General features: G+C 38.8%; 19 protein-coding genes. 16 read left to right on the forward strand and 3 right to left on the reverse strand.

The annotated features are described in order from the left end of the window. The first annotated feature begins 8 nt into the window (after positions 1–8). From WMO31_RS01770 to WMO31_RS01780, 3 genes are all read left to right on the forward strand, one after another. The gene (locus WMO31_RS01770; protein ID WP_367999101.1) at positions 9–899 is read left to right on the forward strand and encodes a 3'-5' exonuclease; all 891 of its coding nucleotides are present in this window, start codon (positions 9–11) and stop codon (positions 897–899) included. Between the two features lie 26 nt (positions 900–925). Next, a complete protein-coding gene (locus tag WMO31_RS01775; protein WP_367999102.1) occupies positions 926–1,402 on the forward strand; it encodes a hypothetical protein in 477 nt (158 codons plus the stop codon). A 271-nt stretch (positions 1,403–1,673) separates the two neighbouring features. After that, positions 1,674–3,377: a S1C family serine protease gene (locus tag WMO31_RS01780; RefSeq protein WP_367999103.1), complete on the forward strand. Its 1,704-nt coding sequence runs from the start codon at positions 1,674–1,676 to the stop codon at positions 3,375–3,377. 112 nt (positions 3,378–3,489) lie between these two features. Here the strand turns inward: WMO31_RS01780 and WMO31_RS01785 are convergent, their stop codons facing one another. Together WMO31_RS01785 and WMO31_RS01790 are read right to left on the reverse strand one after the other, a co-directional pair. Next, the gene (locus WMO31_RS01785) at positions 3,490–4,206 is read right to left on the reverse strand and encodes a LytR/AlgR family response regulator transcription factor (protein ID WP_021883325.1); all 717 of its coding nucleotides are present in this window, start codon (positions 4,204–4,206) and stop codon (positions 3,490–3,492) included. Further along, positions 4,207–6,144 (reverse strand): GHKL domain-containing protein, encoded by a 1,938-nt coding sequence (locus WMO31_RS01790; RefSeq protein ID WP_367999104.1) that lies wholly within the window; start codon positions 6,142–6,144, stop codon positions 4,207–4,209. It abuts the gene before it with no gap. Between the two features lie 210 nt (positions 6,145–6,354). On the opposite strand from WMO31_RS01790, the gene WMO31_RS01795 reads away from it, so the two are divergent. Further along, positions 6,355–7,476 (forward strand): hypothetical protein, encoded by a 1,122-nt coding sequence (locus WMO31_RS01795; protein ID WP_367999105.1) that lies wholly within the window; start codon positions 6,355–6,357, stop codon positions 7,474–7,476. 122 nt (positions 7,477–7,598) lie between these two features. Here the strand turns inward: WMO31_RS01795 and murC are convergent, their stop codons facing one another. Beyond that, the gene (gene murC, locus WMO31_RS01800; RefSeq protein ID WP_438871046.1) at positions 7,599–8,999 is read right to left on the reverse strand and encodes a UDP-N-acetylmuramate--L-alanine ligase; all 1,401 of its coding nucleotides are present in this window, start codon (positions 8,997–8,999) and stop codon (positions 7,599–7,601) included. A 285-nt stretch (positions 9,000–9,284) separates the two neighbouring features. Between murC and rlmD the strand changes: the two genes are divergently transcribed. From rlmD to WMO31_RS01860, 12 genes are all read left to right on the forward strand, one after another. Next, positions 9,285–10,655 carry a 23S rRNA (uracil(1939)-C(5))-methyltransferase RlmD gene (gene rlmD / locus WMO31_RS01805; protein ID WP_367999106.1) on the forward strand — a complete coding sequence of 457 codons (1,371 nt, stop codon included), beginning with the start codon at positions 9,285–9,287 and terminating at the stop codon, positions 10,653–10,655. A gap of 4 nt (positions 10,656–10,659) precedes the next feature. Beyond that, positions 10,660–11,097, forward strand: a complete 438-nt coding sequence (locus WMO31_RS01810) for a GNAT family N-acetyltransferase (protein WP_367999107.1) — start codon at positions 10,660–10,662, stop codon at positions 11,095–11,097. 163 nt (positions 11,098–11,260) lie between these two features. After that, positions 11,261–12,298, forward strand: coding sequence for a virulence RhuM family protein (locus WMO31_RS01815; protein WP_303807553.1), 1,038 nt, complete (start codon positions 11,261–11,263; stop codon positions 12,296–12,298). 92 nt (positions 12,299–12,390) lie between these two features. Beyond that, positions 12,391–12,870: an MGMT family protein gene (locus WMO31_RS01820; RefSeq protein WP_101069873.1), complete on the forward strand. Its 480-nt coding sequence runs from the start codon at positions 12,391–12,393 to the stop codon at positions 12,868–12,870. Positions 12,871–13,046: 176 nt separating this feature from the next. After that, the gene (locus tag WMO31_RS01825; RefSeq protein ID WP_302455889.1) at positions 13,047–13,697 is read left to right on the forward strand and encodes a hypothetical protein; all 651 of its coding nucleotides are present in this window, start codon (positions 13,047–13,049) and stop codon (positions 13,695–13,697) included. A 50-nt stretch (positions 13,698–13,747) separates the two neighbouring features. Continuing rightward, positions 13,748–14,392 (forward strand): class I SAM-dependent methyltransferase, encoded by a 645-nt coding sequence (locus WMO31_RS01830; protein ID WP_117881244.1) that lies wholly within the window; start codon positions 13,748–13,750, stop codon positions 14,390–14,392. Continuing rightward, a complete protein-coding gene (locus WMO31_RS01835) occupies positions 14,392–15,159 on the forward strand; it encodes an SDR family NAD(P)-dependent oxidoreductase (RefSeq protein ID WP_367999108.1) in 768 nt (255 codons plus the stop codon). The genes WMO31_RS01830 and WMO31_RS01835 overlap by 1 nt, the downstream gene beginning before the upstream one ends. A 30-nt stretch (positions 15,160–15,189) precedes the next feature. Continuing rightward, entirely contained in the window at positions 15,190–16,155 is a 966-nt protein-coding gene (locus WMO31_RS01840; RefSeq protein ID WP_117881241.1) for a YihY/virulence factor BrkB family protein, read from the forward strand. Between the two features lie 51 nt (positions 16,156–16,206). Then, positions 16,207–16,932: a hypothetical protein gene (locus WMO31_RS01845; RefSeq protein WP_304017399.1), complete on the forward strand. Its 726-nt coding sequence runs from the start codon at positions 16,207–16,209 to the stop codon at positions 16,930–16,932. 223 nt (positions 16,933–17,155) lie between these two features. Continuing rightward, a complete protein-coding gene (locus WMO31_RS01850) occupies positions 17,156–17,638 on the forward strand; it encodes a MarR family winged helix-turn-helix transcriptional regulator (protein ID WP_021883316.1) in 483 nt (160 codons plus the stop codon). 17 nt (positions 17,639–17,655) lie between these two features. Next, entirely contained in the window at positions 17,656–19,404 is a 1,749-nt protein-coding gene (locus tag WMO31_RS01855) for an ABC transporter ATP-binding protein (RefSeq protein ID WP_046431781.1), read from the forward strand. Positions 19,405–19,406: 2 nt separating this feature from the next. Continuing rightward, the gene (locus tag WMO31_RS01860; RefSeq protein ID WP_367999109.1) at positions 19,407–21,305 is read left to right on the forward strand and encodes an ABC transporter ATP-binding protein; all 1,899 of its coding nucleotides are present in this window, start codon (positions 19,407–19,409) and stop codon (positions 21,303–21,305) included.

Genomic DNA, 21,305 nt, shown 5'->3' on the forward strand with positions numbered 1-21,305 from the left:
TTAAAATAATGAGTTATGTAATTCTTGACCTTGAATGGAACGGTTCATACAGCAAGGTTCTGCACAAATTTGTCAATGAAATAATTGAAATCGGTGCGGTTAAGCTTGATGATGAACTGAATGTATGCGATACCTTTACAATGCTTGTTGCTCCGAAAATCGGCAAAAAGCTATGCAGTAAGGTAAAACAGCTTACTAAAATAACAAATGAAGAGTTGAAGGACGAGGGCGTCAGCTTTATCAGAGCAATCAGCCTGTTCTCGGATTTTCTGGGTGACGGTGTGCTTATGACATGGAGCGACTCCGACCTTCATGCTCTTATCGAAAACTACAGCTACTACACGGGCAGAACCAGACTTCCGTTTCTCTCACGCTATTGCAATCTGCAAAGCTATTGTGAAGATTGTCTTGATTTGCATGATTCATCCTGTCAGCTGGGACTCGGTGCCTGTGCCGAAATGGCAGGTGTTGATTTTTCGGAAGATAATCAGCACAGGGCGCTTGCTGATGTGTACCTAACATTGGAATGTATGAAGGCTTTTTACGGTAAGTATCCGTTAAAGCCGTACATTAAGGATGCTGTTTGTGACGAATTCTATGACAGATTGCTGTTCAAAAATCATTTTGTTACAGATATCAACAGCCCCGATGTTGACAAAAGCGTTATGTTTTTCGATTGTGAAGATTGCGGAAAACCGCTTGTTCAGCTTTCAAAGTGGCGACTTCACAACAAAAGCTTTACCGCCGAATTTTCATGCAAATATTGCAGAAAGAAGTTCAACGGCAGAGTATCCTTCAAAAAGAAGTTTGACGAAGTTTCGGTAAAGAAAAAGCTTAACGAAAAGGTTGAAAAGAAGCCCGAAACAAAAGAACAGGTCAACACCGTTTCGGCAAACTGAGTACATTTTCATATGGAGTTATTTCTATGATTATAAAATTCTTTGATAAACTTCATTATAAACTTTCTTTATCAGAATCACAGATAAATGATATAATCAGAAGTCGTTCTAAGTGTGGTCCTAGTATCAAAGGAAATGAATTTTCCTATGATGTAAACTTTACTGATAAGGGCTTTAAAATGAAGTTTGTACAGTCTGTAAATTTTGGTGGAATTTATAGCCTGAGTCCGATTTTTTTAGGTAAGATAGAGGAAGATTGTGGATATTCTGATTTAACAATCAGAATGTTTCCAAATCCAATAATGGCTGTTGGTTTAGCAATCTTTTTGTACTTCTTCTTGATCGGTATTCATTTTATTTCGGTTGCAGGAATTTTGGGATTTCCAACTATAATTGTAGCTATTCTGACTTTATTCCTTTGTGTAATCATAAAAATCACAAATACTCAATTTAAAAATATGAAAAGTATTCTTGATGAATTATTTCGTTATTATCAAATTTAGGATAACTGATATTTAAAATTGTTATTATCTTAAACACTATATAGGGCAGAGCGTTTTGTTCTGCCCTTTTTTCGTGAATACAGATGATTGTGTCGTACTCCTCACAACGCACACCGAATTTTCACATACTATTTTCTTGCTTTCAACATTAATTCAGCCGTATTTCATATACTTTTCACTTTGGGGCTTTATTATATCTACAACATCAAAAAACAACACCGACATTCGATGAAGTCTTTTGAAAATATAACTTTTAATCGGAGGTACAGTTATGAACGATAACTTTGAAAACAATAAAAACGGTTATGACGGTTATTCGTCAGATAATAATACTGCTGACAACAACTATCAGGATATTCATTCATCATCAGATTCACAGTCTGCATCAACTGCAGAAAACACAGAAAGCTCTTATGAATGGAACACAAATTCAACATCAAGTGTAAATTCGGGTGAGTACCGCCATTCGTATATAAACGGTAACAACGAGAATGCGTCACACAACCCTAACCGTTATGAAAATGCTTATTCTTCAAACACAGCATCGGGTACATCTTCACAGAACTACTCATCGGATCCATACGGTTCACAGTATTCTTCAAACCCATATTCTTCACAGCAGACTAACAACTATTCATACGGCAATCCGTCACAGAATCCATACGGCTCACAGTCGGGTTCACCGTATGCAAATCAACAGTATTCCGCACCAAAGGCTAAGAAAGTAAAAGTTAAAAAGCCTAAAAAGCCGAAGAAACCCGCATCAAAGGGTTTTGTAGCCGCAATGCTTGTAGCTGCAATCATTCTCGGCGGCGGTGCAGGATTCGGCGGCAGTATGCTTGTATCATCACTTAACAACAACTCATCTTCAAGTGTAAACATCAAACAGGCATCCGCAAACAGCACATCAACCACAAGCAATGCCGCTCTCAGCGGAACAACTTCCGAAATTGTTAAGAAAACAGCCGACAGCGTAGTTGAAATTGCTACCGAAAGCGTTGTAACAGGCGGATTTGCTCAGCAGTATGTTCAGCAAGGTGCAGGTTCAGGTGTTATCATTTCCGAGGACGGTTACATCATCACAAACCACCATGTAATCGAAGGTGCGGAGAATATCACGGTAACACTCCGTGACGGTGCAACTTCATACAAGGCTAAGTTAATCGGCAGTGATGAGGACAACGATATCGCACTTCTTAAAATAGATGCAACAGGTCTTTCAGCCGCAACAATGGGCAACAGCTCAGATCTTGCAGTAGGCGACTATGTTGTTGCAATCGGTAATCCGCTCGGACAGCTCGGCGGTACAGTAACAGACGGTATTATCAGCGCACTTGCCCGTCAGGTAACGGTTGAGGGTAAGAGTATGACGCTTCTCCAGCACAACGCTCAGATCAGCCCCGGTAACTCAGGCGGCGGACTCTTTAACTCAAACGGTGAGCTTATCGGTATTGTAAACGCAAAGGACAGTGCAACAGAGGTTGAAGGTATTGCATTTGCTATTCCGATTAACAATGTTCTTGATATAATTGACGATCTCAAAACATACGGTTATGTAAAGGGCAAGGTTGACCTCGGTATGGAGCTTACAGATATCACATCCGACGATTCCGCATTCTACTACGGACTCAGCAACACAGGCTGTTATGTTCTTTCGGTAACAAGTGGTTCTAATGCAGAAAAAGCAGGATTTATGAGAGGCGATATGATTACCGCAGTAAACGGTACAAGTGTTTCTTCAAAATCAGACATTGAAACAGCCCTCAAGGATTCAAAGGTGGGAGACACAGTGACTTTTACCGTTACAAGAAGAGGTAAGACTGCAAATCTCAAGCTCACTCTTGCAGAATATTCACCGAGCGGCAGTTCTTCAACAGGCAATTCAAACACACAGAATAAGTCGTCACAATCACAGGGCAAAAGTTCCGATAACAGTGACAGCGACTCAATCTGGAACTATATGTTCGGTCAATAACAGCCAACAAGCTTTTTAGCTTTTTATATAAATATTCATACAGCCAAAGCTGTAGACAAAAACTCTCTCTTAACGAACAAAGCTCCGTAACCGCACGGAGCTTTGTTCATTTTTATATATTTTTTTCCGCAGCGCTTTCAATTAAAGCTTTTTGCACATCAGTATATCTTAATTTGCTTACAGGAATTTTCATTCCTCCGCTTAAAAGAATTTGATATCTTGTGATTGATTCAATTTCATTAAGTGCAACCAAAAAGCTTCTGTGACATTGAATAAAATCATCCTTTGGCAGGAGCTTTATAATCTCTGAAAGCGTTTTTGTAAACTCTAAAATTTTGTTATCTTTCAAATGGAAGGTGAGAGTTTTACCGTAAATTTCGACATACAAAATACTTTTTAAATTGATAGAATGGCTTTTACCGTTTTCCTTAATTATAAGGCTTTGTGATTTGTAATTTTGAAATGCCCTCAAAAAAGCTCTTTTCAACTTGGCTTCATTCAGAGGCTTAATAAGGAATCCCGAGGGTTCCGCTTCATAACCGTCAATTGCATATTCGGAATATGAGGTCATAAATATAAATTTAATGTCCGTGAAATTCTGCTTGATTTTGCATGCAATGTTAATTCCGTTTTTGTTTCCGATGATTATATCAAACAAAACAAGGTCAAAATATTTATTTCCGTTTTCAAGGTCGTTTAATAATATGTCGGCATTCAAATACGATTCAACTGAAATATCAATTCCGTTTTTCAGTGCAATGTTTTCGAGCAAGACTTGAGCTGATTCGTTAATAATTTTTTCATCATCGCAAATTGCAATTCTGTACATTTATTCACCCTCCGAGCTTATTATACTCATATTTGTTTTTACCGTAAAGACATTATCAGTACAATCAATTATCAAAATGCTGTTATATTTTTCTGAAATTGAATTCATCGCAATAATTCCGTACCCGTGATTGTTTTTGTCGCTTTTGTCTGAAATGGGAAAATGGTTTTTGTCAAATACAAGATTTTCAAAACAGCAGTTTGAACAGGAGATAAACAGAAAATTTTTATTTGCTTTAATATCTGTTTTTATAAATCTGTGTTCTGTATCGGTTTTTAAACAAGCCTCAATTGCATTGTCAAACATGTTTTCAAGAAACACACACAAATCTTCATCGGCAATGCTGATTTGTTCCGGAACATTTGCACTACATTCAAATTTAATGCAGTTATCGTTAGCCATTTCTGCATATATACCTGTAATTGAGTTTATCAGAATATTGTCGCAGTATTTAATTTTCGGAAGTTTGCTAAGCTTGTCAGTGACTTTTTCTATGTACTCTTTGGCTCTCTGAGTGTCATTATTATCAAGCATAGCCGAAATTGCAACCATATGATGATTCATTTCGTGGCGAGCGGCTTTGGTTTCTTTTTCGCCGTTTTTTAACATCTGATAGCTCTGCAAAGCATATCTTGCACGCTCATTTACTATATAAATTCTTTTCTTATACTCCGTATAATCGTCAATAAATTCTTTGATAATTATCAATACAGAAATAATTGCCGTAACTGTGCAGAGCATAGTATTGAGGGGTGAGAATTCGCCAAATTCAAAAATGCTGCCCAAAATATTATTTCCGTAACTTAGAAAGGCAGAGTCGCTTGTACATGCCGCCAAAGTGTAACCGCAAAAAATGCAGATTATAAACAGCAGAATATATTTTGAGCTTTTGTATTTTTTATACTTCTGCCCATCAAAAATATAATCTAAAACAAGCATTATAGCGGTTATCAAAAAGTACAGCGAGAGTGAAACTTCAGTAAAATTGATAAACTCAATGGATTCACTGAAAAATCCGTAGCAGATGCAGTATGTCCCGAGCAGTATAAAAGATGATACAAGAAGAATGTATTTTCTCCAGTTAGTGAACATAAACGCTACGAAGAATACAATCGGTATAACATATATTCGTGATAGTATCGAAAAGTCGAATGATGAAAGAACCTTTGAACTCATATGCAACTGTGAAGATGAGTAACACACACATCTTAAAGCAAACAGTATTAAAAACAATATCATGAGTAGGATTTTGTAATTTTTATGTCCGTTTTTTGTTCTTACAAAGAAGATTAGACATAATGCAATTGCCGCAATAAAACTTAGAGTTGATAAAATAACGGCACCGACAGATCCCACAACAGCATCTGTGGATTTTTGAAACATATCTGCAAGCGACGGATATGTAGTAAAATAATAAGGATTTTCGTCCGTGTAATATGTGTATATTCTCATTTCATTCCCCGAAAAATCAGGCGATATCGGAATACTTGCGGTGGTATAATATGACGGTCCCGTGAACAGATAATTATCGGGAATTTTAAGAAATCCGTCTTTATTTCTTTTTATGTCATCACCGGTCAAATCAATATTTGAATAGGCAAGATAGTTTTCTATGAACACCTCGGTTGCTACTCCGGATGGAGAGAAATTCAAAAATTTGTCATCGGTTATTTCGGGGAGGGTTATTTTCATACACAAAGCCGAAAAATCAGTATCGTTTACGGTTGCAGTTAATTTATCTTCGAATACAGGATAAACGGAGCTTACTTTTCCGTCCTTTAGAATTTCGTAACTCCAAATGTTTTCTGTTGGTGTGTCGGCAAGAGTATCTGGCTTGTTGGGTGAAAAAAGGAGTGCCGTGACAACAAATCCGATTATTGCCAGAGTGATTGCTAATGCCGCAATGGCAGGAAGATACTTTAATTTTTTTGTTTTCATATTCTTTTCTCCGTAAATCATAATTTTATTGCTGTATATACATATATTAAGTGTTTTAACAGCAAAATGCAAGCCGTATTGTGTAATTTTATTTCTGTTCGTGTCGCAATAGTTCCCGTTCGTGAAAACAGCTTGTAATTGTGAAATTTTGCTATTATAATCACGTTGAATTGCAAAATGTGCAATAATAAAAATAACGGAGGAATAATTATGAAAAGAATTACAAAGAAAATCGTTTGTCTGCTTACTGTGGCAACTATGCTTTTGGTGGCAACAGTAACAGTCGTAGGTGCAGTTTCAACTCCTGATACTGTTGTTGACGGTCAAGAATACCCTTTCAAAAGCTATTGCATTAACAAAACAACAGGTGACTTGAAAAATACCGAAATGGTATATTCAAATGAGCATTATGATACTGTAACCGCAGTTTATAACAACCTTACTGCAGGGACTTATGAATTCGGAGCAACAGGCAGTCCCTATTTTAACGAGCCTGCAACAACGGAAGTTAAACTTACAAAGGACGGCTCTGTTAGAATTTACTACTATTATGTGACGAATGATATTGAAGCAGTAGTTTATGATGAACCGCTTGCCCCCAATGAAAAATATGAGGCTTTAATCACAACCGATGGCGGAGATTTAGTTCAAGGTATTCTTCTTTCAACATCATCAGAACGTTATGATTGCATAACAGGTGTTGCTGATAACCTTAAAGCAGGTACTTATAATGTTAATGTTCGTAACGGCAATGATTTTTTAGTTGATAAAGATTTCACCCTTTCTAAAGACGGTTCAATCAGAATCAACTACTATACTGTAACAAATAAAGTGGATGTTATTGTGTATGAGTCCGAAAAAGCTCCTTATGAAGTACCCTCGGGTTATCTTATGAAAAATGACACCATTGTAGATATGTTATATTTCCGGCCTGCATCTCACGACGGTGTATATACGCATACTTCCGAAAATCTCCCTGTCGGTACTTATACTGCCGTTATTTCAACAGGTAAAGGTACTGTAATTGAAAAAATTTTCACTACAACAATTAAAAGTGATGTACTTTTAACATATGTTCAGGACAGTGATGAATTTACATTTGTCGAACTTGGCACAATTACACCGGAAAGTAATGATAACACAAATCCGACAACTTCAACTGATGTATCATCTTCAACATCTGATGTTGTGTTAAAGGACAGCAAAAACAGTAACAACGATAACGGAGTTGTTAAAACAGGTGACTCGCCTGTAGTTTCAATTGCTCTTCTTTCAGCTCTTACACTTGCAGTTGCAGGAATGTTCTTTGCAAAGAGAAGGTTTGACTTCTAATTAAAATTAGTCATATCAATTAAGGAGCCGAGATATTCCGTGACTCCTTTTTTAAAATAATATAATAAAAGAAAAAAAGAACCGTGCCATAAAAGCACGGTTCTTCTGTTTGTTTAAAAATCTTATTTATTTTCTTCCATATATTTAAGCTGTTTGTAAATCATATTGGCACACATATACACATTACCGCCGCCCATTGTGAGAATGAGGTCGCCCTCTTTTGCATTCTTGCAAACATAGTCGGTAATTTCTTCAAATGTGTCAAGACATACAGAACCCGGAACTTTTGCACCGAGGTCAGTAGAATAGATGTTATATGTGTTTGTTTCACGAACAGGGAGAATAGCCGAAATAATTGCCTGATCCGGAATTTTAAGAGCCTCCGCAAAATCGTCAAGGAGCATGGCTGTTCTTGAAAATGTATGCGGCTGGAATATTGCCCAAACCTTGTTAAAGCCCATTTTCATTGCGGCATTGAGTGTTGCGGTAAGTTCTGTGGGATGATGAGCAAAGTCATCGGCAACAGTAATTCCGTCAGGTGTGCCGAGAATTTCAAATCTTCTGTGAACACCGCCGAACTTGTGAAGATTCTCGGAAATTTCCTTCGGAGTAGCGCCAAGATAATGTGCAGTAGCCGCAGCGGCAAGTGCATTATAAATGTTGTGCTTTCCCGGAACGATAAGCTTAATCTGTGTGAGCTTCTCACCCTTATAGTAGAGGTCAAACTGCTCGTGAACACCCTTGTCTGCGCTGATGTTTTCAGCTCTGTAATCGCAGTTTTCGCCAAAACCATAGGTGATTTTCTCAATCTCAACATCCTTTACGGCATCAAGAGTGTTTTTGTCGTCACCGTTGATAACAAGCAAGCCTGTTGTCTGATGAGCAAATTTGTTGAATGACTTCTTAATGTTGTCAAGATTCTTGAAGTAGTCAAGATGATCTGCGTCAATATTAAGAATAATCGAAATAAAAGGATTGAGCTGTAAGAATGTGTCAACATACTCACAGGCCTCACAAACGATTATATCGCTGTGACCGACATAGCTGTTTCCGCCGATAAACGGAAGTTTTCCTCCGATAATAGCTGACGGATCAAAACCGCTGCCGATAAGCACCTGTGAAAGCATAGCGGTTGTAGTTGTTTTGCCGTGTGTGCCCGAAACCGCAATACTTCTTCTGTATCTTCTTGTAACAATACCGAGCATTACGCTTCTTTCAATACACGGAATACCGAGTTCCTTTGCTGCCTGTCTTTCGGGGTTAGTTTCCTTAATAGCCGCTGAGTAAACAACAAGCTCTGCACCCTTGATATTTTCTGCGGCGTGTCCCATAAATACGGGAATTCCGTAACCCTTAATTCTGCCAAGAGTTTCACCCTCGTTCATATCCGAACCCGAAAGTTCGTAACCCTCGTGGTGAAGAATCTCAGCCAGCGGACACATTCCGCTGCCGCCTATACCGATAAAATGTATTCTTTTTATGTTATCCATAAGACTGTCGTAATTCACAATAGTCCACTCCATTCCTGATAAGTATATTTGTCTGTCAGAAAAATCATTCCGTTTTGCCTGTATTTAAGTCGGAACACAGGTTGATTTGCATTCAAAGAGCAATGCTGTGACAGAACTGCAATACTCATATTATAAGACGAATGGACAAAAAAATAAATACCTAATTTGATATTTGTGCAATTTTTGTGTATTGTACGGATACTGTGTTTTAATTGTTGCCAAATTGTAGAGTAAATGCTAAAATAAAGGGGAATAGGATTATAAATAAAAATACACATAAAATGGCAGAGTGATAAAATGACTTTAAAAAAGAACGATATTGTAAATCTTACAATAACTTCGGCAACTGCCGAGGGCAGCGGAGTCGGAAGAACAGATGACGGCATTGCCGTTTTTGTACAGGGTTCTGCAATCGGTGACGAACTCAAGGTGCGTATATTAAAGGTTAAGAAAACCTACGCTTTCGGCAAAATCGAAGAAATTCTCGTTCCGTCCAAGGCGAGAATTACTCCCGACTGCGAAAACTTTATGAAGTGCGGCGGTTGCACATGGCGACATATTTCTTATGAAGAAGAATGCAAAATAAAACAGCAAAGAGTTGAGGATGCCGTAACACGCATCGGCGGTCTTGATAATGTTGTTTTCAAGCCGATAATTTCGTCGGATAATATCACAAGATACCGCAACAAGGCGCAGTATCCTGTCGGTCTTGACCGTGACGGAAATGTTGTGACGGGTTTTTATTCATTCCACAGCCACCGCATAATCAATTGCACCGACTGTATTTTACAGCCCGAAATTTTTGCAAGGGTAATTGAAATCACAAAAGATTTTATCGCAAAAACTAACACGGAAATTTATGATGAAACAACAGGCAAGGGCAGACTTCGCCACATTTATATCAGAATCGGCGAGGTTTCGGGCGAGCTTATGGTGTGCTATGTTGTCAACGCAAACGGTCTTAAACAGGAAGATTTACTCGTGAAAATGCTCAAATCCGAACTTCCGCAGTTAAAAAGTGTTATTATTAATTCTAACAGAGAAAAAACCAATGTTGTTCTCGGCAGAAAAAACAGAACAATCTACGGAAGTGACCATATTACCGACACACTGTGCGGATTGCAGTTTAAGATTTCACCGTTTTCGTTCTGGCAGATCAACAGAAAACAGGCTGAAAAGCTTTACGGCAAAGCCAAAGAATATGCAAATCTTAAATCTGACGAAATTCTGCTTGATTTATACTGCGGAACGGGTACAATAGGTCTTACAATGGCTGATTCCTGTAAACAGCTTATCGGTGCGGAGATTGTTGAAGATGCCGTGAAAGATGCAAATGAAAATGCAAAAGCAAACGGCATTGAAAATGCACGATTCGTCTGCGGAGATGCCTCAGATGCCGCATTTCAGCTTGAAAAAGAGGGTTTAAAACCCGATTGCGTAATCCTTGATCCACCGAGAAAAGGTTGCGGCGAAGAGCTTGTAAAGACAATTTCAAGAATGTCGCCGAGCCGTGTAGTCTATGTATCCTGTGACCCCGCAACCCTCGCAAGAGATTTAAAATTCTTCACAGAAAACGGCTACACCCCCAAAGAAATCACCCCCTGCGATATGTTCTCCGGAACCTCCCATGTTGAGAGCGTGGCTCTGTTGACTAAAGTACAGGAGTAAAAGTGTGAAAATTATTAAATTTGAAGAAATCTATCGTGATGATATGATTTTTACGGTTTTACAGGCAAAAGATGCTTTGGGTAGAAAACCTACTATAAATCCTGACCTTCTTGATATTAAGGCAAACTATCTTGATTCCAATGATATGTTTTGGCTTGCAATAGATGAAAATGACAGGGTAGTCGGATGTATTGGATGTTCAAGAATTACTGATACAGATCAGGCATTTTTGCATAGGCTTTATATAAAACCGTCATTAAAACGAAAGGGAATCGGCTCAAAGTTACTTAATACGGCAGAGTTATGGATGCGTGAAAACGGTATTGCTGTTTCAAAAGTACATTTGGGGACACCAAAAGAGCAGTGGTTTGAATCTTATGTTTTTTATCCGAAACACGGATATATAGAATATGAACCAAGGTATATGATGAAGGTTCTGTAATTAATGAAAGTCAAAAGTAACATATTTATTATGATTTATGATTATTGAATAGTGAAACAAATAAAATGAAATATGATTGGGGTTTGGGGTACGATATTGAATTGACTTATTTAAAAAGAAAAAGTGACACCGATGGTGATGCTTTTTGATGGAGGTGCACAAAATGGCAAAGAAGAAAAATGAAATAAGTATTCGCTCAAGTGCTGCGGAATATCTCACATATGTTGCTTCTGTGGGGAATCAGGCAGATAGCTTTGAAATGCGTTATGAGGACGAAAATATATGGCTCACACAGAAAATGATGGCAACGCTGTATGATGTTTCTGTGCCTGCGATCAATCAACATCTAAAAAAAATCTTTGAAGACGGCGAATTAGTCGAGAATTCAGTTATTAAGAAATACTTAACAACTGCCGACGACGGGAAGAATTATCAAACAAAACATTATAATCTTCAGGCAATTATTGCAGTTGGATTTAAAGTTAATAATGAACGAGCAGTTCGATTCCGTAAATGGGCAGGTCAAATTGTAAAAGATTATACCATTCAGGGCTGGACAATGGATGTAGACCGTCTGAAGAAGGGCACGATGTTCACAGATGAATATTTTGACCGTCAGTTAGAATACATTCGTGAAATTCGCCTGTCTGAGCGAAAATTCTACCAAAAGGTTACAGACCTTTATGCAACAGCTTTCGACTATGATAAAGATGCAAAAACCACAAGACTCTTTTTCAAAACTGTGCAGAACAAAATGCACTATGCTACGCACAGACATACTGCTGCGGAACTGATTGTTGAACGAGCGGATGCGGAAAAGGAACATATGGGACTAACCTCTTGGGAAAATGCTCCTGATGGTAAAATAGTGAAAAGCGATGTATCTGTAGCAAAAAACTATCTTACTGAAAAAGAATTGTCTTTTTTGGAACGTATTGTATCGCTGTATCTCGATTATGCAGAGTTACAAGCCGAACGTCATATTCCTATGAGCATGGAGGATTGGGCGAAAAGACTTGACGGTTTCCTCGAATTTAACGGTACTGAAATTCTCACAGGAGCAGGAAAGATAAGTGCAGAGCAGGCAAAACTTCACGCAGAAACGGAATTTGAGAAATATCGCATCATTCAGGACAGATTGTTTATGTCTGACTATGACAGATATTTACTTGAACTGGAAGAAAAGATGAAAGAAGAGTAAATGGAAATTTTAATGTTTTGCGAGAAATTATAAAAGCGTCTCATTGCATGAGTCTGTTTATTGAGATATGATTGGCTTGGAGGTGATACATTATGGCAAATGAAGATAAAAAGGATTTTAATGCTATGCTTATGGATAGCAAGGATATGCCTAAATTTCAAATAATCACAGATGAAAAGAGTATTAAAAAATATGGTGGAGATAAAATGTATTTTGCACCGCCAATCGACTATGACAAAGTAATGAAAAAAATTCCGTATGGTAAAGTGATTACTGTCGGAAAAATACGAGAATACTTTGCAGAGTTAAGCAGTGCCGATTTTACAGAGCCTATCACAGCCGGAATTTTTGTTTCAATAGTTGCATGGGCGAGTTATCAGCGCACAGAGGATAAAACCCCTTATTGGAGAACATTAAAAGCGAATGGAGAATTAAATGCAAAGTATCCCGGAGGAATTGAGGCACAAAAGAAAATGCTTGAAACTGAGGGACATACTGTAGTGCAAAAAGGAAAAACTAATATCAAGTATTATGTTAAGGATTATGAAAAAGCATTATTTACATTGAAATAGATAATGCGAAAACTTCAGTTTCACGGACATATCCCCACAAACAGCAGAACCACGAAAAAGGCTGTGGATGTATTCCCTTGAACCCAAAATCAGCCGAGAAATTCATCATACTCAGACGAGCTTTGCGGAAAGCGTGACATTGATTGAAAAAAACTAACAATAGAAAAGGATTAAAAATGCAAAATACTCTTAAAATTAAACGAACAAAAACAGCTTTGGCATTTAATCTTGCGATTATCGCTTGTGAGATTGCCGCAATAATTATCGTGTTTTTCAAAATAGGCTGCTATCCGCTTGTATATTACACTGAGGACAGCAACCTGTTTGCACTTGTTGCCTGTGCGGTTATGGCAGGCTTTCAGGTGCGATATCTCAAAAGCGGAAAAGAAATTCCGCACTCGGTTCAAATGTTCAAATATATGGCGGCGGCTGTGCTTTCGGTAACATTTATCGTAGTTCTTGCCGTGCTTTCCCCGATGCGTGGAGATGGCATAAACGGTTGGCTCTATATGCTTTTTAACAAAGACTTCACCTTTTTACATACTTTGTGTCCGATTCTTACAATTTTATCGTTTGTGCTTTTTGAAAAAGAACCTCACCTTAACACAAAATCAGCTTTCACGGCTACAATCCCTACATTAATATATGCGATTCTGCTTATTATACTTAATATAGTCGGTGTAGTTGACGGTCCATACCCGTTTTTGCGTGTGATGAATCAACCGTTGTATATGTCATTTGTTTGGTTCATCGTTATAGTAGGCGGTGCATTTTTCCTTGCACTTTTGCTTCAAAAACTTAATTCAACAGGAAGAAAAAGAAAATAATAGACAATAAGACAGTAAACAGATGAAAATTTCAGATTGGAGTGATTTTTATGAAATACCGCAAGTTGGTGGAGAATGCTAAAAAGCCAAACGGCTTTTGGGGCAAAATGATGATTAAGGCTATGAATAAAGGGCATTCAAGCCTTACCTCATGGGGACTTGAACATATGAATATTGAACGCACCGCAACTGTACTTGACATAGGCTGCGGCGGCGGTAAAACCGTTGACCGACTTTGCTCAATTGTTGCCAACGGCAAGGTTTACGGAATTGACTATTCCGAACTCTCGGTAAAATCCTCCGAAAAACTCAATTCAAAAAATATACTCTGCAACAAAGCGAAAATTCTTCAGGCATCAGTATCCGATATGCCTTTTGATGACAATACATTCGACAATATCACGGCAGTTGAAACCTACTACTTCTGGCCTGATAAGGAAAATGATGTAAAAGAAGTTTTCCGTGTTCTCAAACAGGGCGGAACGGTTATGCTGCTTTTTGAAATGCTCAGAACAGACGATGATCCGTTCAAGTGGGAAAAGGTTGAAAATATGCTGAATATCAAGTCGGTAACTCCGCAGGAAATCAGAGCCGTACTTGAATCGGCAGGCTTTGAAAACATAAACACATACACTAAAGAAGGTACAACATGGCTTTGTGCTACAGCACAAAAACCGAAGGATGATGAAAACTAATGAAGGCTTTGATTACAGGTGCAAGTTCGGGCATAGGAAAAGAAATCGCCCGATATCTTGCAGAACTCGGTTATGACCTTATTCTTGTATCACGCTCAACAGATAAGCTTAACAAGCTGAAAGAGGAACTTTCAAATGTGAATGTCAGGGTAATTACGCTTGATTTTTCACGAGAAAGTGACAGCATGGATTTGTATGAGCATATTAAGAATGAAAATGAACAGATTGATTTTCTTGTCAACAACGCAGGCTTTGGAGCATACGGAAAATTTTTGGATGTTCCGCTTGAAAGAGAGCTTGAACTCATTCACACAAATGTTTCAACGGTTCACATTCTCACAAAGCTTTTTCTTAAAGATATGGCGGAGAGAAACAGCGGATATATTCTCAATGTAGGTTCTGCCGCAGGATTCCTTGCAGGCCCGACATTTGCAAGCTACTATGCGTCAAAGAATTATGTTGTCCGTCTTACTCAGGCAATTCATGAGGAAATGCGTAGGGATAATAAAAATGTCAAGGTTTCCGTACTTTGCCCGGGTCCCGTAAAAACCAACTTCAATAATGTTGCGGATGTAAAATTCTGCATAAGAGGACTTGACCCGAAGTTTGTTGCAAGGTATGCCATTGACATGACCATGAAGGGCAAAATGATTATCACACCCGGCTTTGAAATGAAAGCGGTGTCGTTTTTCAGACATTTTGCACCCGAAAAACTTCTCACAAGAATTTCTTATAATGTGCAGATGAAGAAAAACGGTATAAAATAATTATCATATAGAAATAGGGGAGGTGACACATTGAGGATAAAATTCGTTGACAAGGCGATAAAACTTTACAAAAGAATAACAGGCAGATTTGAACCGATAACAAGCAAATGCGTTCACGATAATATTTTTGCAATTGCCGGACAGTCGGCATTCTTTATTATATTATCGGCTGTGCCGCTCTCAATGTTCTTTGTGTCACTTTTGCAAAACCTACACATTCCGATTGATTTTGTTTATCACGGACTCAGTAGTGTGTTTTCGTCAAAAATTGCCGATGACTTAACATACTTTCTGACCTCTGCCTATGAAAGTGCTGTGGGAATTTCTCTTGTAACGCTTGTAGTCACTCTGTGGTCGGCGGCACAGGGAATCCACGCAATCACAAACGGACTCAACAGAATTTATGACGCTTACGAAAACAGAAACTGGTTCTTTTTAAGAATAAGGGCGATGTTCTACACAATTGCGTTGTTTGTAATTTTGCTTGCGTCACTTGTACTTATTGTCCTTGGTTCAACAATTAACGATTTTCTTTCACCGCATCTAAAATCGTTGCCGGACATAATCGGAATAATCTATCATCTCAGATATATACTTATCTTTATGTTTCTCACGGTATTGTTTGCTCTGATTTACAGGAACTTTCCGAACATCTCACGCAGCGAGCATAAGGAATACGGCTTTAAGTCACAGTTGCCCGGTGCGTTTCTCTGCACGGTTTCGTGGTATGTGCTTTCGTTCGGTATTTCGGTTTATGTGTCGGATTTCAACGGATTTTCCGTGTACGGAGGTCTTACAAGAATTGCCGTTATTATGATTTGGTTTTACTTTCTTATGGTTTGTCTTATGGTTTGTGCGGAAATCAATTATGTCTATCATGACAGGATAAAAGCGTTTACCGTTGCAAAATTTAAAAGAAAGGTAAAAACCAAAGGTTCAGAGCTTAATCAAATAAGAAAAGAAAGAAAAAATAATAAGTCAAATAAAAGTAAATAAATCAAAATAAAACACTTCCGTTCGGTGATACTACCAATGGAGGTGTTTTTTGTGAAAAGAAAATTTTCTAAAAAGGTGATTTCAATATTGCTCGTATTTACAATGCTCATCGGCGGAGCGTGCTTTTCATGCACAAGTGCAGCGGCATTTGATCTTGGCTATATCAGCGAGGACGGAATGAAGCTCGGTTACAGTATAATCAAGGGCTATTCCAAAATGTCGATGAAAAAAGGTCAGTACAAGGACGGGAAAATTGCCGTTTACTGCGGACTTGATGTGAATAATCTATATGTTATGGGTTCGCTCGGTTGGTTCTATATGACAAACGGTGTTGATCTCGACCGTGCAATGACGGATAACGATTACGCAATGGAGATGATTGCAAAGCTTGACTCACACCTTCAAGGTGCAGGAATAACAAATGACAGGGCAAAAGAAAAGAAAGCCGAGATTTTAAAGGATGCAAAGTATGTTTATCAATGCTTTGACACATTGGGACTTTACATTGTTGATGTTGACAAAAACAGAGCCGATGAACTCATGAACGACAGCGGTATTGATTTTGTACTTGACGGCGGTTGCGTTCCCAAAAATATGAAAGACCTCAACATTGACGGAAAAACAGATGAAAAGGACGCTGAGCTTATTCAGAAGTATCTTATCAAAGACCTCACCTTTGACGATTATGACGAAAATCAGTATGCTCTTTTTGTTTGCGATATCAACGGTGATAAAACCCCCGATATCCGTGATGCGACAGAAATCCTAAAAAAGTGACAATTGTCATAATTTGTGCAAAGTGAATATGATTTTAACTGCGACAGCTGTAATTTTAGCTGTCGCTTTTGATTTGTGACAGCAATGTGAAACTTTGAATAATTATTTGTAATTTCTCTTGACATTCAAAATGAAGGTGCTATAATTACTGATACAAATTGTTTTGTATCGAACTATTCTATATAGAACAATATCTCATAAGTGTGATTTCGGAGGTGAAATAATGTGTGATGACAAAAGCGTAAAAAGCTGTAAGTGCAACAAACGCTTTAATGATTCAATCGGTCACGAAATCAAGGTGCTTAATCAGGTTTTGCAGAGAAAGTTAATCTATTCCGCCAAGGATAAGGGTGTGGATAAGCTGACTCTTATGCACGGCTGGATTATTGCATATCTCTATGATCATCGTGATGAAGATGTTTATCAAAAAGATATTGAAAACGCATTTTCAATTGCCCGTTCAACCGTTACAAGTATTCTTAAACTTATGGAAAAGAAAAATTACATAACGAGGGAGAGCGTTGAAAGTGATGCAAGGCTCAAAAAACTTGTCTTGACCGAAACAGGTATTGAACTTCATTACAAAATCGAAAATATGATAACCAAAAACGAAACTTTGCTTGACAGTCTGCTGACAAAAGAAGAAAAGAAACAATTTCTTTTTCTTATAAATAAAATTCTCAGCGGACTTGAAAATGCAAATTAAAACGGAAGGAGATAAGTATGATAAAAACTTTGGCAAAAAATATCAAAGGTTTCGTCAAAGAATCCGTTCTGACTCCGTTCTTTATGATACTCGAAGTAATTGTTGAAACAATTATTCCGTTTCTTATGTCATCAATGATTGACGACGGTATCAACAAGGGCGATATGCAGCACATATTCATAACGGGCGGTTATATGGGTGCACTTGCACTCACGGGCTTGTTTGCAGGTATGATGGGCGGTATCTACGGTGCAAAAGCTTCGGCAGGCTTTGCAAGAAACCTCAGACGCTCAATGTTTGCAAATATCCAGTCATTCTCGTTTGCCAACATTGACCGTTACTCAACCGCAGGACTTGTTACACGTATGACAACGGATGTAACAAATCTTCAGAATGCATATCAGATGCTTTTAAGAATGTGTTTCAGAGCGCCTGTATCGCTCATCTGTGCAATGGCAATGACATTCATCATCAATGCAAGGCTTGCCTGTATTTATCTCATTGCAACAATTTTACTTTCTGTTGTTCTTGCCTTTATTATGAAGGCAACATACAAGTATTTCAGTCAGGTTTTTGAAAAGTACGATGAACTCAACGCAAGCGTTCAGGAAAATGTAACTTCAATCAGAGTTGTAAAGGCTTTCGTTCGTGAAAAACACGAAGTTGGCAAGTTCCGCAAGGCAGCCGACAATGTTTACAGACTTTTTGTTAAGGCTGAAAATGCCATGGTAACAGTATCACCGATTATGATGGTTACTTCATACGCATCAATCATCCTTGTAAGCTGGTTTGGCGCAAATATGATCGTAAGCAGTGAGCTTACAACAGGTGAACTTACAAGTATGCTCACATATTGTATGAACATTCTTATGAATCTTCTTATGGTGGCAATGGTGTTTGTAATGCTCACAATGAGCCTTGCAAGCGGCAAGCGTGTTGCAGGTGTGCTTAATGAAAAATCAACGCTTGCAAATCCCGAAAATCCTGTTTACGAGGTTAAGGACGGAAGCATTGAGTTTGACAATGTTTCATTCTCATACAACACAAAAGCCGAAAAACCGATTCTCAACGATATCAACCTAAAAATCAAATCAGGCGAAACAATCGGTATTATCGGCGGTACGGGTTCTTCAAAAACAAGCCTTGTAAACCTTATTGCAAGACTTTATGATGTAACCGAAGGTTCTGTTAAGGTCGGCGGAAAAGATGTTCGTGACTATGATATCGAAACTCTGCGTGACAAGGTTTCGGTTGTGCTCCAGTCGAATGTTCTTTTCAGCGGTACAATCCTTGACAACCTCAGATGGGGCAACGAAAATGCTACAGAGGAAGAATGCGTCAATGCCTGCAAGCTGGCGTGTGCAGATGCGTTTATCGAAAGCTTCCCCGATAAGTACAACACAAAAATCGAACAGGGCGGTACTAATGTTTCGGGCGGTCAGAAACAGCGTCTTTGCATTGCAAGAGCTTTGCTGAAAAATCCGAAAATTCTTATTCTTGATGATTCGACAAGTGCAGTTGATACCGCAACAGACGCAAGTATCCGCAAGGCATTCAGCGAGAATATCCCCGATACTACAAAGCTGATTATTTCACAGCGTGTATCAAGCGTTTCACACGCAGACAAGATTATTGTAATGGATGACGGCGAGATAAGCGCAGTGGGTACTCACGAAGAACTTATCAAAAACAGTCCGATTTACAATGAAATTTATGTTGCCCAGACAAGCGGCAACGGTGATTTTGATGCGAAAGGAGAGCTGTAATTATGCCGGGACCAATGGGAAGAAGAAACCGAGGACCTGCACAAAAGGTTGAAAATTCAGGTCAGGTTCTTAAAAGACTAATCGGTATTATCTTCAAAAAATATAAATTTCAGATGATTATTGTTTTCGTCTGCATCCTCATCAGCGTACTCGCAAATGTTCAGGGTTCATTGTTTATTCAGAATCTTATTGACGATTACATCACTCCGATGATTCAGAGCGGAAGCCGTGACTTCGGACCGATGCTCGGAGCAATTTTAAGAGTTGCAATTTTCTATGCAATCGGTGCGGCGTCGGCGTTTATCTACGCCAAAATTATGGTTTATGTAACACAGGGTACAATGCGTGATTTGCGTTGTCAGATATTTGAACATATGGAAAGCCTTCCGATAAAATACTTTGACACACACCCTCACGGCGATATCATGAGCGTTTACACAAACGATATTGACACCCTCCGTCAGATGATCAGCCAGAGTATTCCTCAGCTTTTCAACAGCGGAATTACAATCATAGCCGTTCTTGTCAGTATGTTTACACTCAGTATTCCTCTTACAATTCTTACACTTGTAATGGTTGGTGTAATGCTTTTTGTAACAAAACAGCTTGCGTCACGAAGCGGAAGGTTTTTTGCAAGACAGCAGGCAGACCTCGGTGCGACTAACGGTTACATTGAGGAAATGATGAACGGTCAGAAGGTTGTAAAAGTATTTAACCATGAGAAAAAGAGCATTGAAGAATTCAATGAGCTTAATGACAGGCTTTTCAACAGTTCATACAACGCAAACAAGTTTGCAAATATCCTTATGCCGATTAACGCACAGATTGGTAACATCAGCTATGTGCTTTGTGCAATCGTAGGTTGTATCTTTGCTCTCAACAACTTCCTCGGATTTACAATCGGTAAACTCGTAAGCTTCCTCACATTTAACAAGAGCTTTACCCAGCCTATCAATCAGGTCAGCCAGCAGTTTAACTCAATTGTTATGGCACTTGCAGGTGCAGACCGTATCTTTAAACTTCTTGACGAAGAGCCTGAGGTTGATGACGGATATGTAACACTTGTTAATGTACGCAAAGAGGGCGACAGGCTTGTTGAAACTGAGGAAAAAACAGGTATGTGGGCTTGGAAGTATACTCACAGCATAACAGGCAAAACAGAGTACCGTGAACTCGAGGGCGCGCTTGTTATGGACGATGTTGACTTTGGCTACACGGATGATAAAATCGTTCTTCACAATATTGATTTGTACGCAGAACCCGGTCAGAAGATTGCGTTTGTCGGTTCAACAGGTGCAGGCAAAACAACAATCACAAACCTTATTAACCGATTCTATGATATTCAGGACGGTAAAATCCGTTATGACGGAATCAATATCAACAAAATCAAAAAAGGCGACCTTCGCCGTTCACTCGGTATAGTTTTACAGGATACACACCTGTTCACGGATACCGTAATGGAAAATATCCGTTACGGCAGACTTGACGCAACAGACGAAGAGGTTATCGCAGCGGCAAAGCTTGCCAACGCAGACAGCTTTATCAGAAAACTTCCTGACGGCTACAATACTCTGCTCAAAGGTGACGGTGGCAATCTCAGTCAGGGACAGCGCCAGATGCTTGCGATTGCAAGAGCCGCTGTTGCAGATCCGCCCGCACTTATCCTTGATGAGGCTACAAGTTCAATTGATACCCGTACCGAAAAGATGGTTCAGGACAGCATGGATAAGCTTATGCACGGCAGAACAACCTTTGTTATTGCCCACAGACTTTCTACAATCAAGAATTCAGACTGTATTATGGTTCTTGAAAAGGGCAGAATTATCGAGCGTGGTTCACACGAACGGCTTCTTGAACAAAAGGGCAGATACTATCAGCTTTATACAGGCAAAACCGCATAA

Origin of the sequence: Ruminococcoides intestinale (assembly GCF_040095935.1) — a bacterium.
Taxonomy (GTDB): domain Bacteria; phylum Bacillota; class Clostridia; order Oscillospirales; family Acutalibacteraceae; genus Ruminococcoides; species Ruminococcoides intestinale.

What these genes read in the sequence shown, in the direction of transcription:
- WMO31_RS01795 (WP_367999105.1), top strand. Translation starts at nt 6,355, where the DNA reads ATGAAAAGAATTACAAAGAAAATCGTTTGTCTGCTTACTGTGGCAACT.
- WMO31_RS01785 (WP_021883325.1), bottom strand. Translation starts at nt 4,206, where the DNA reads ATGTACAGAATTGCAATTTGCGATGATGAAAAAATTATTAACGAATCA.
- WMO31_RS01790 (WP_367999104.1), bottom strand. Translation starts at nt 6,144, where the DNA reads ATGAAAACAAAAAAATTAAAGTATCTTCCTGCCATTGCGGCATTAGCA.
- WMO31_RS01835 (WP_367999108.1), top strand. Translation starts at nt 14,392, where the DNA reads ATGAAGGCTTTGATTACAGGTGCAAGTTCGGGCATAGGAAAAGAAATC.
- WMO31_RS01820 (WP_101069873.1), top strand. Translation starts at nt 12,391, where the DNA reads ATGGCAAATGAAGATAAAAAGGATTTTAATGCTATGCTTATGGATAGC.
- murC (WP_438871046.1), bottom strand. Translation starts at nt 8,999, where the DNA reads ATGGAGTGGACTATTGTGAATTACGACAGTCTTATGGATAACATAAAA.
- WMO31_RS01830 (WP_117881244.1), top strand. Translation starts at nt 13,748, where the DNA reads ATGAAATACCGCAAGTTGGTGGAGAATGCTAAAAAGCCAAACGGCTTT.
- rlmD (WP_367999106.1), top strand. Translation starts at nt 9,285, where the DNA reads ATGACTTTAAAAAAGAACGATATTGTAAATCTTACAATAACTTCGGCA.
- WMO31_RS01780 (WP_367999103.1), top strand. Translation starts at nt 1,674, where the DNA reads ATGAACGATAACTTTGAAAACAATAAAAACGGTTATGACGGTTATTCG.
- WMO31_RS01825 (WP_302455889.1), top strand. Translation starts at nt 13,047, where the DNA reads ATGCAAAATACTCTTAAAATTAAACGAACAAAAACAGCTTTGGCATTT.
- WMO31_RS01770 (WP_367999101.1), top strand. Translation starts at nt 9, where the DNA reads ATGAGTTATGTAATTCTTGACCTTGAATGGAACGGTTCATACAGCAAG.
- WMO31_RS01860 (WP_367999109.1), top strand. Translation starts at nt 19,407, where the DNA reads ATGCCGGGACCAATGGGAAGAAGAAACCGAGGACCTGCACAAAAGGTT.
- WMO31_RS01850 (WP_021883316.1), top strand. Translation starts at nt 17,156, where the DNA reads ATGTGTGATGACAAAAGCGTAAAAAGCTGTAAGTGCAACAAACGCTTT.
- WMO31_RS01815 (WP_303807553.1), top strand. Translation starts at nt 11,261, where the DNA reads ATGGCAAAGAAGAAAAATGAAATAAGTATTCGCTCAAGTGCTGCGGAA.
- WMO31_RS01855 (WP_046431781.1), top strand. Translation starts at nt 17,656, where the DNA reads ATGATAAAAACTTTGGCAAAAAATATCAAAGGTTTCGTCAAAGAATCC.
- WMO31_RS01775 (WP_367999102.1), top strand. Translation starts at nt 926, where the DNA reads ATGATTATAAAATTCTTTGATAAACTTCATTATAAACTTTCTTTATCA.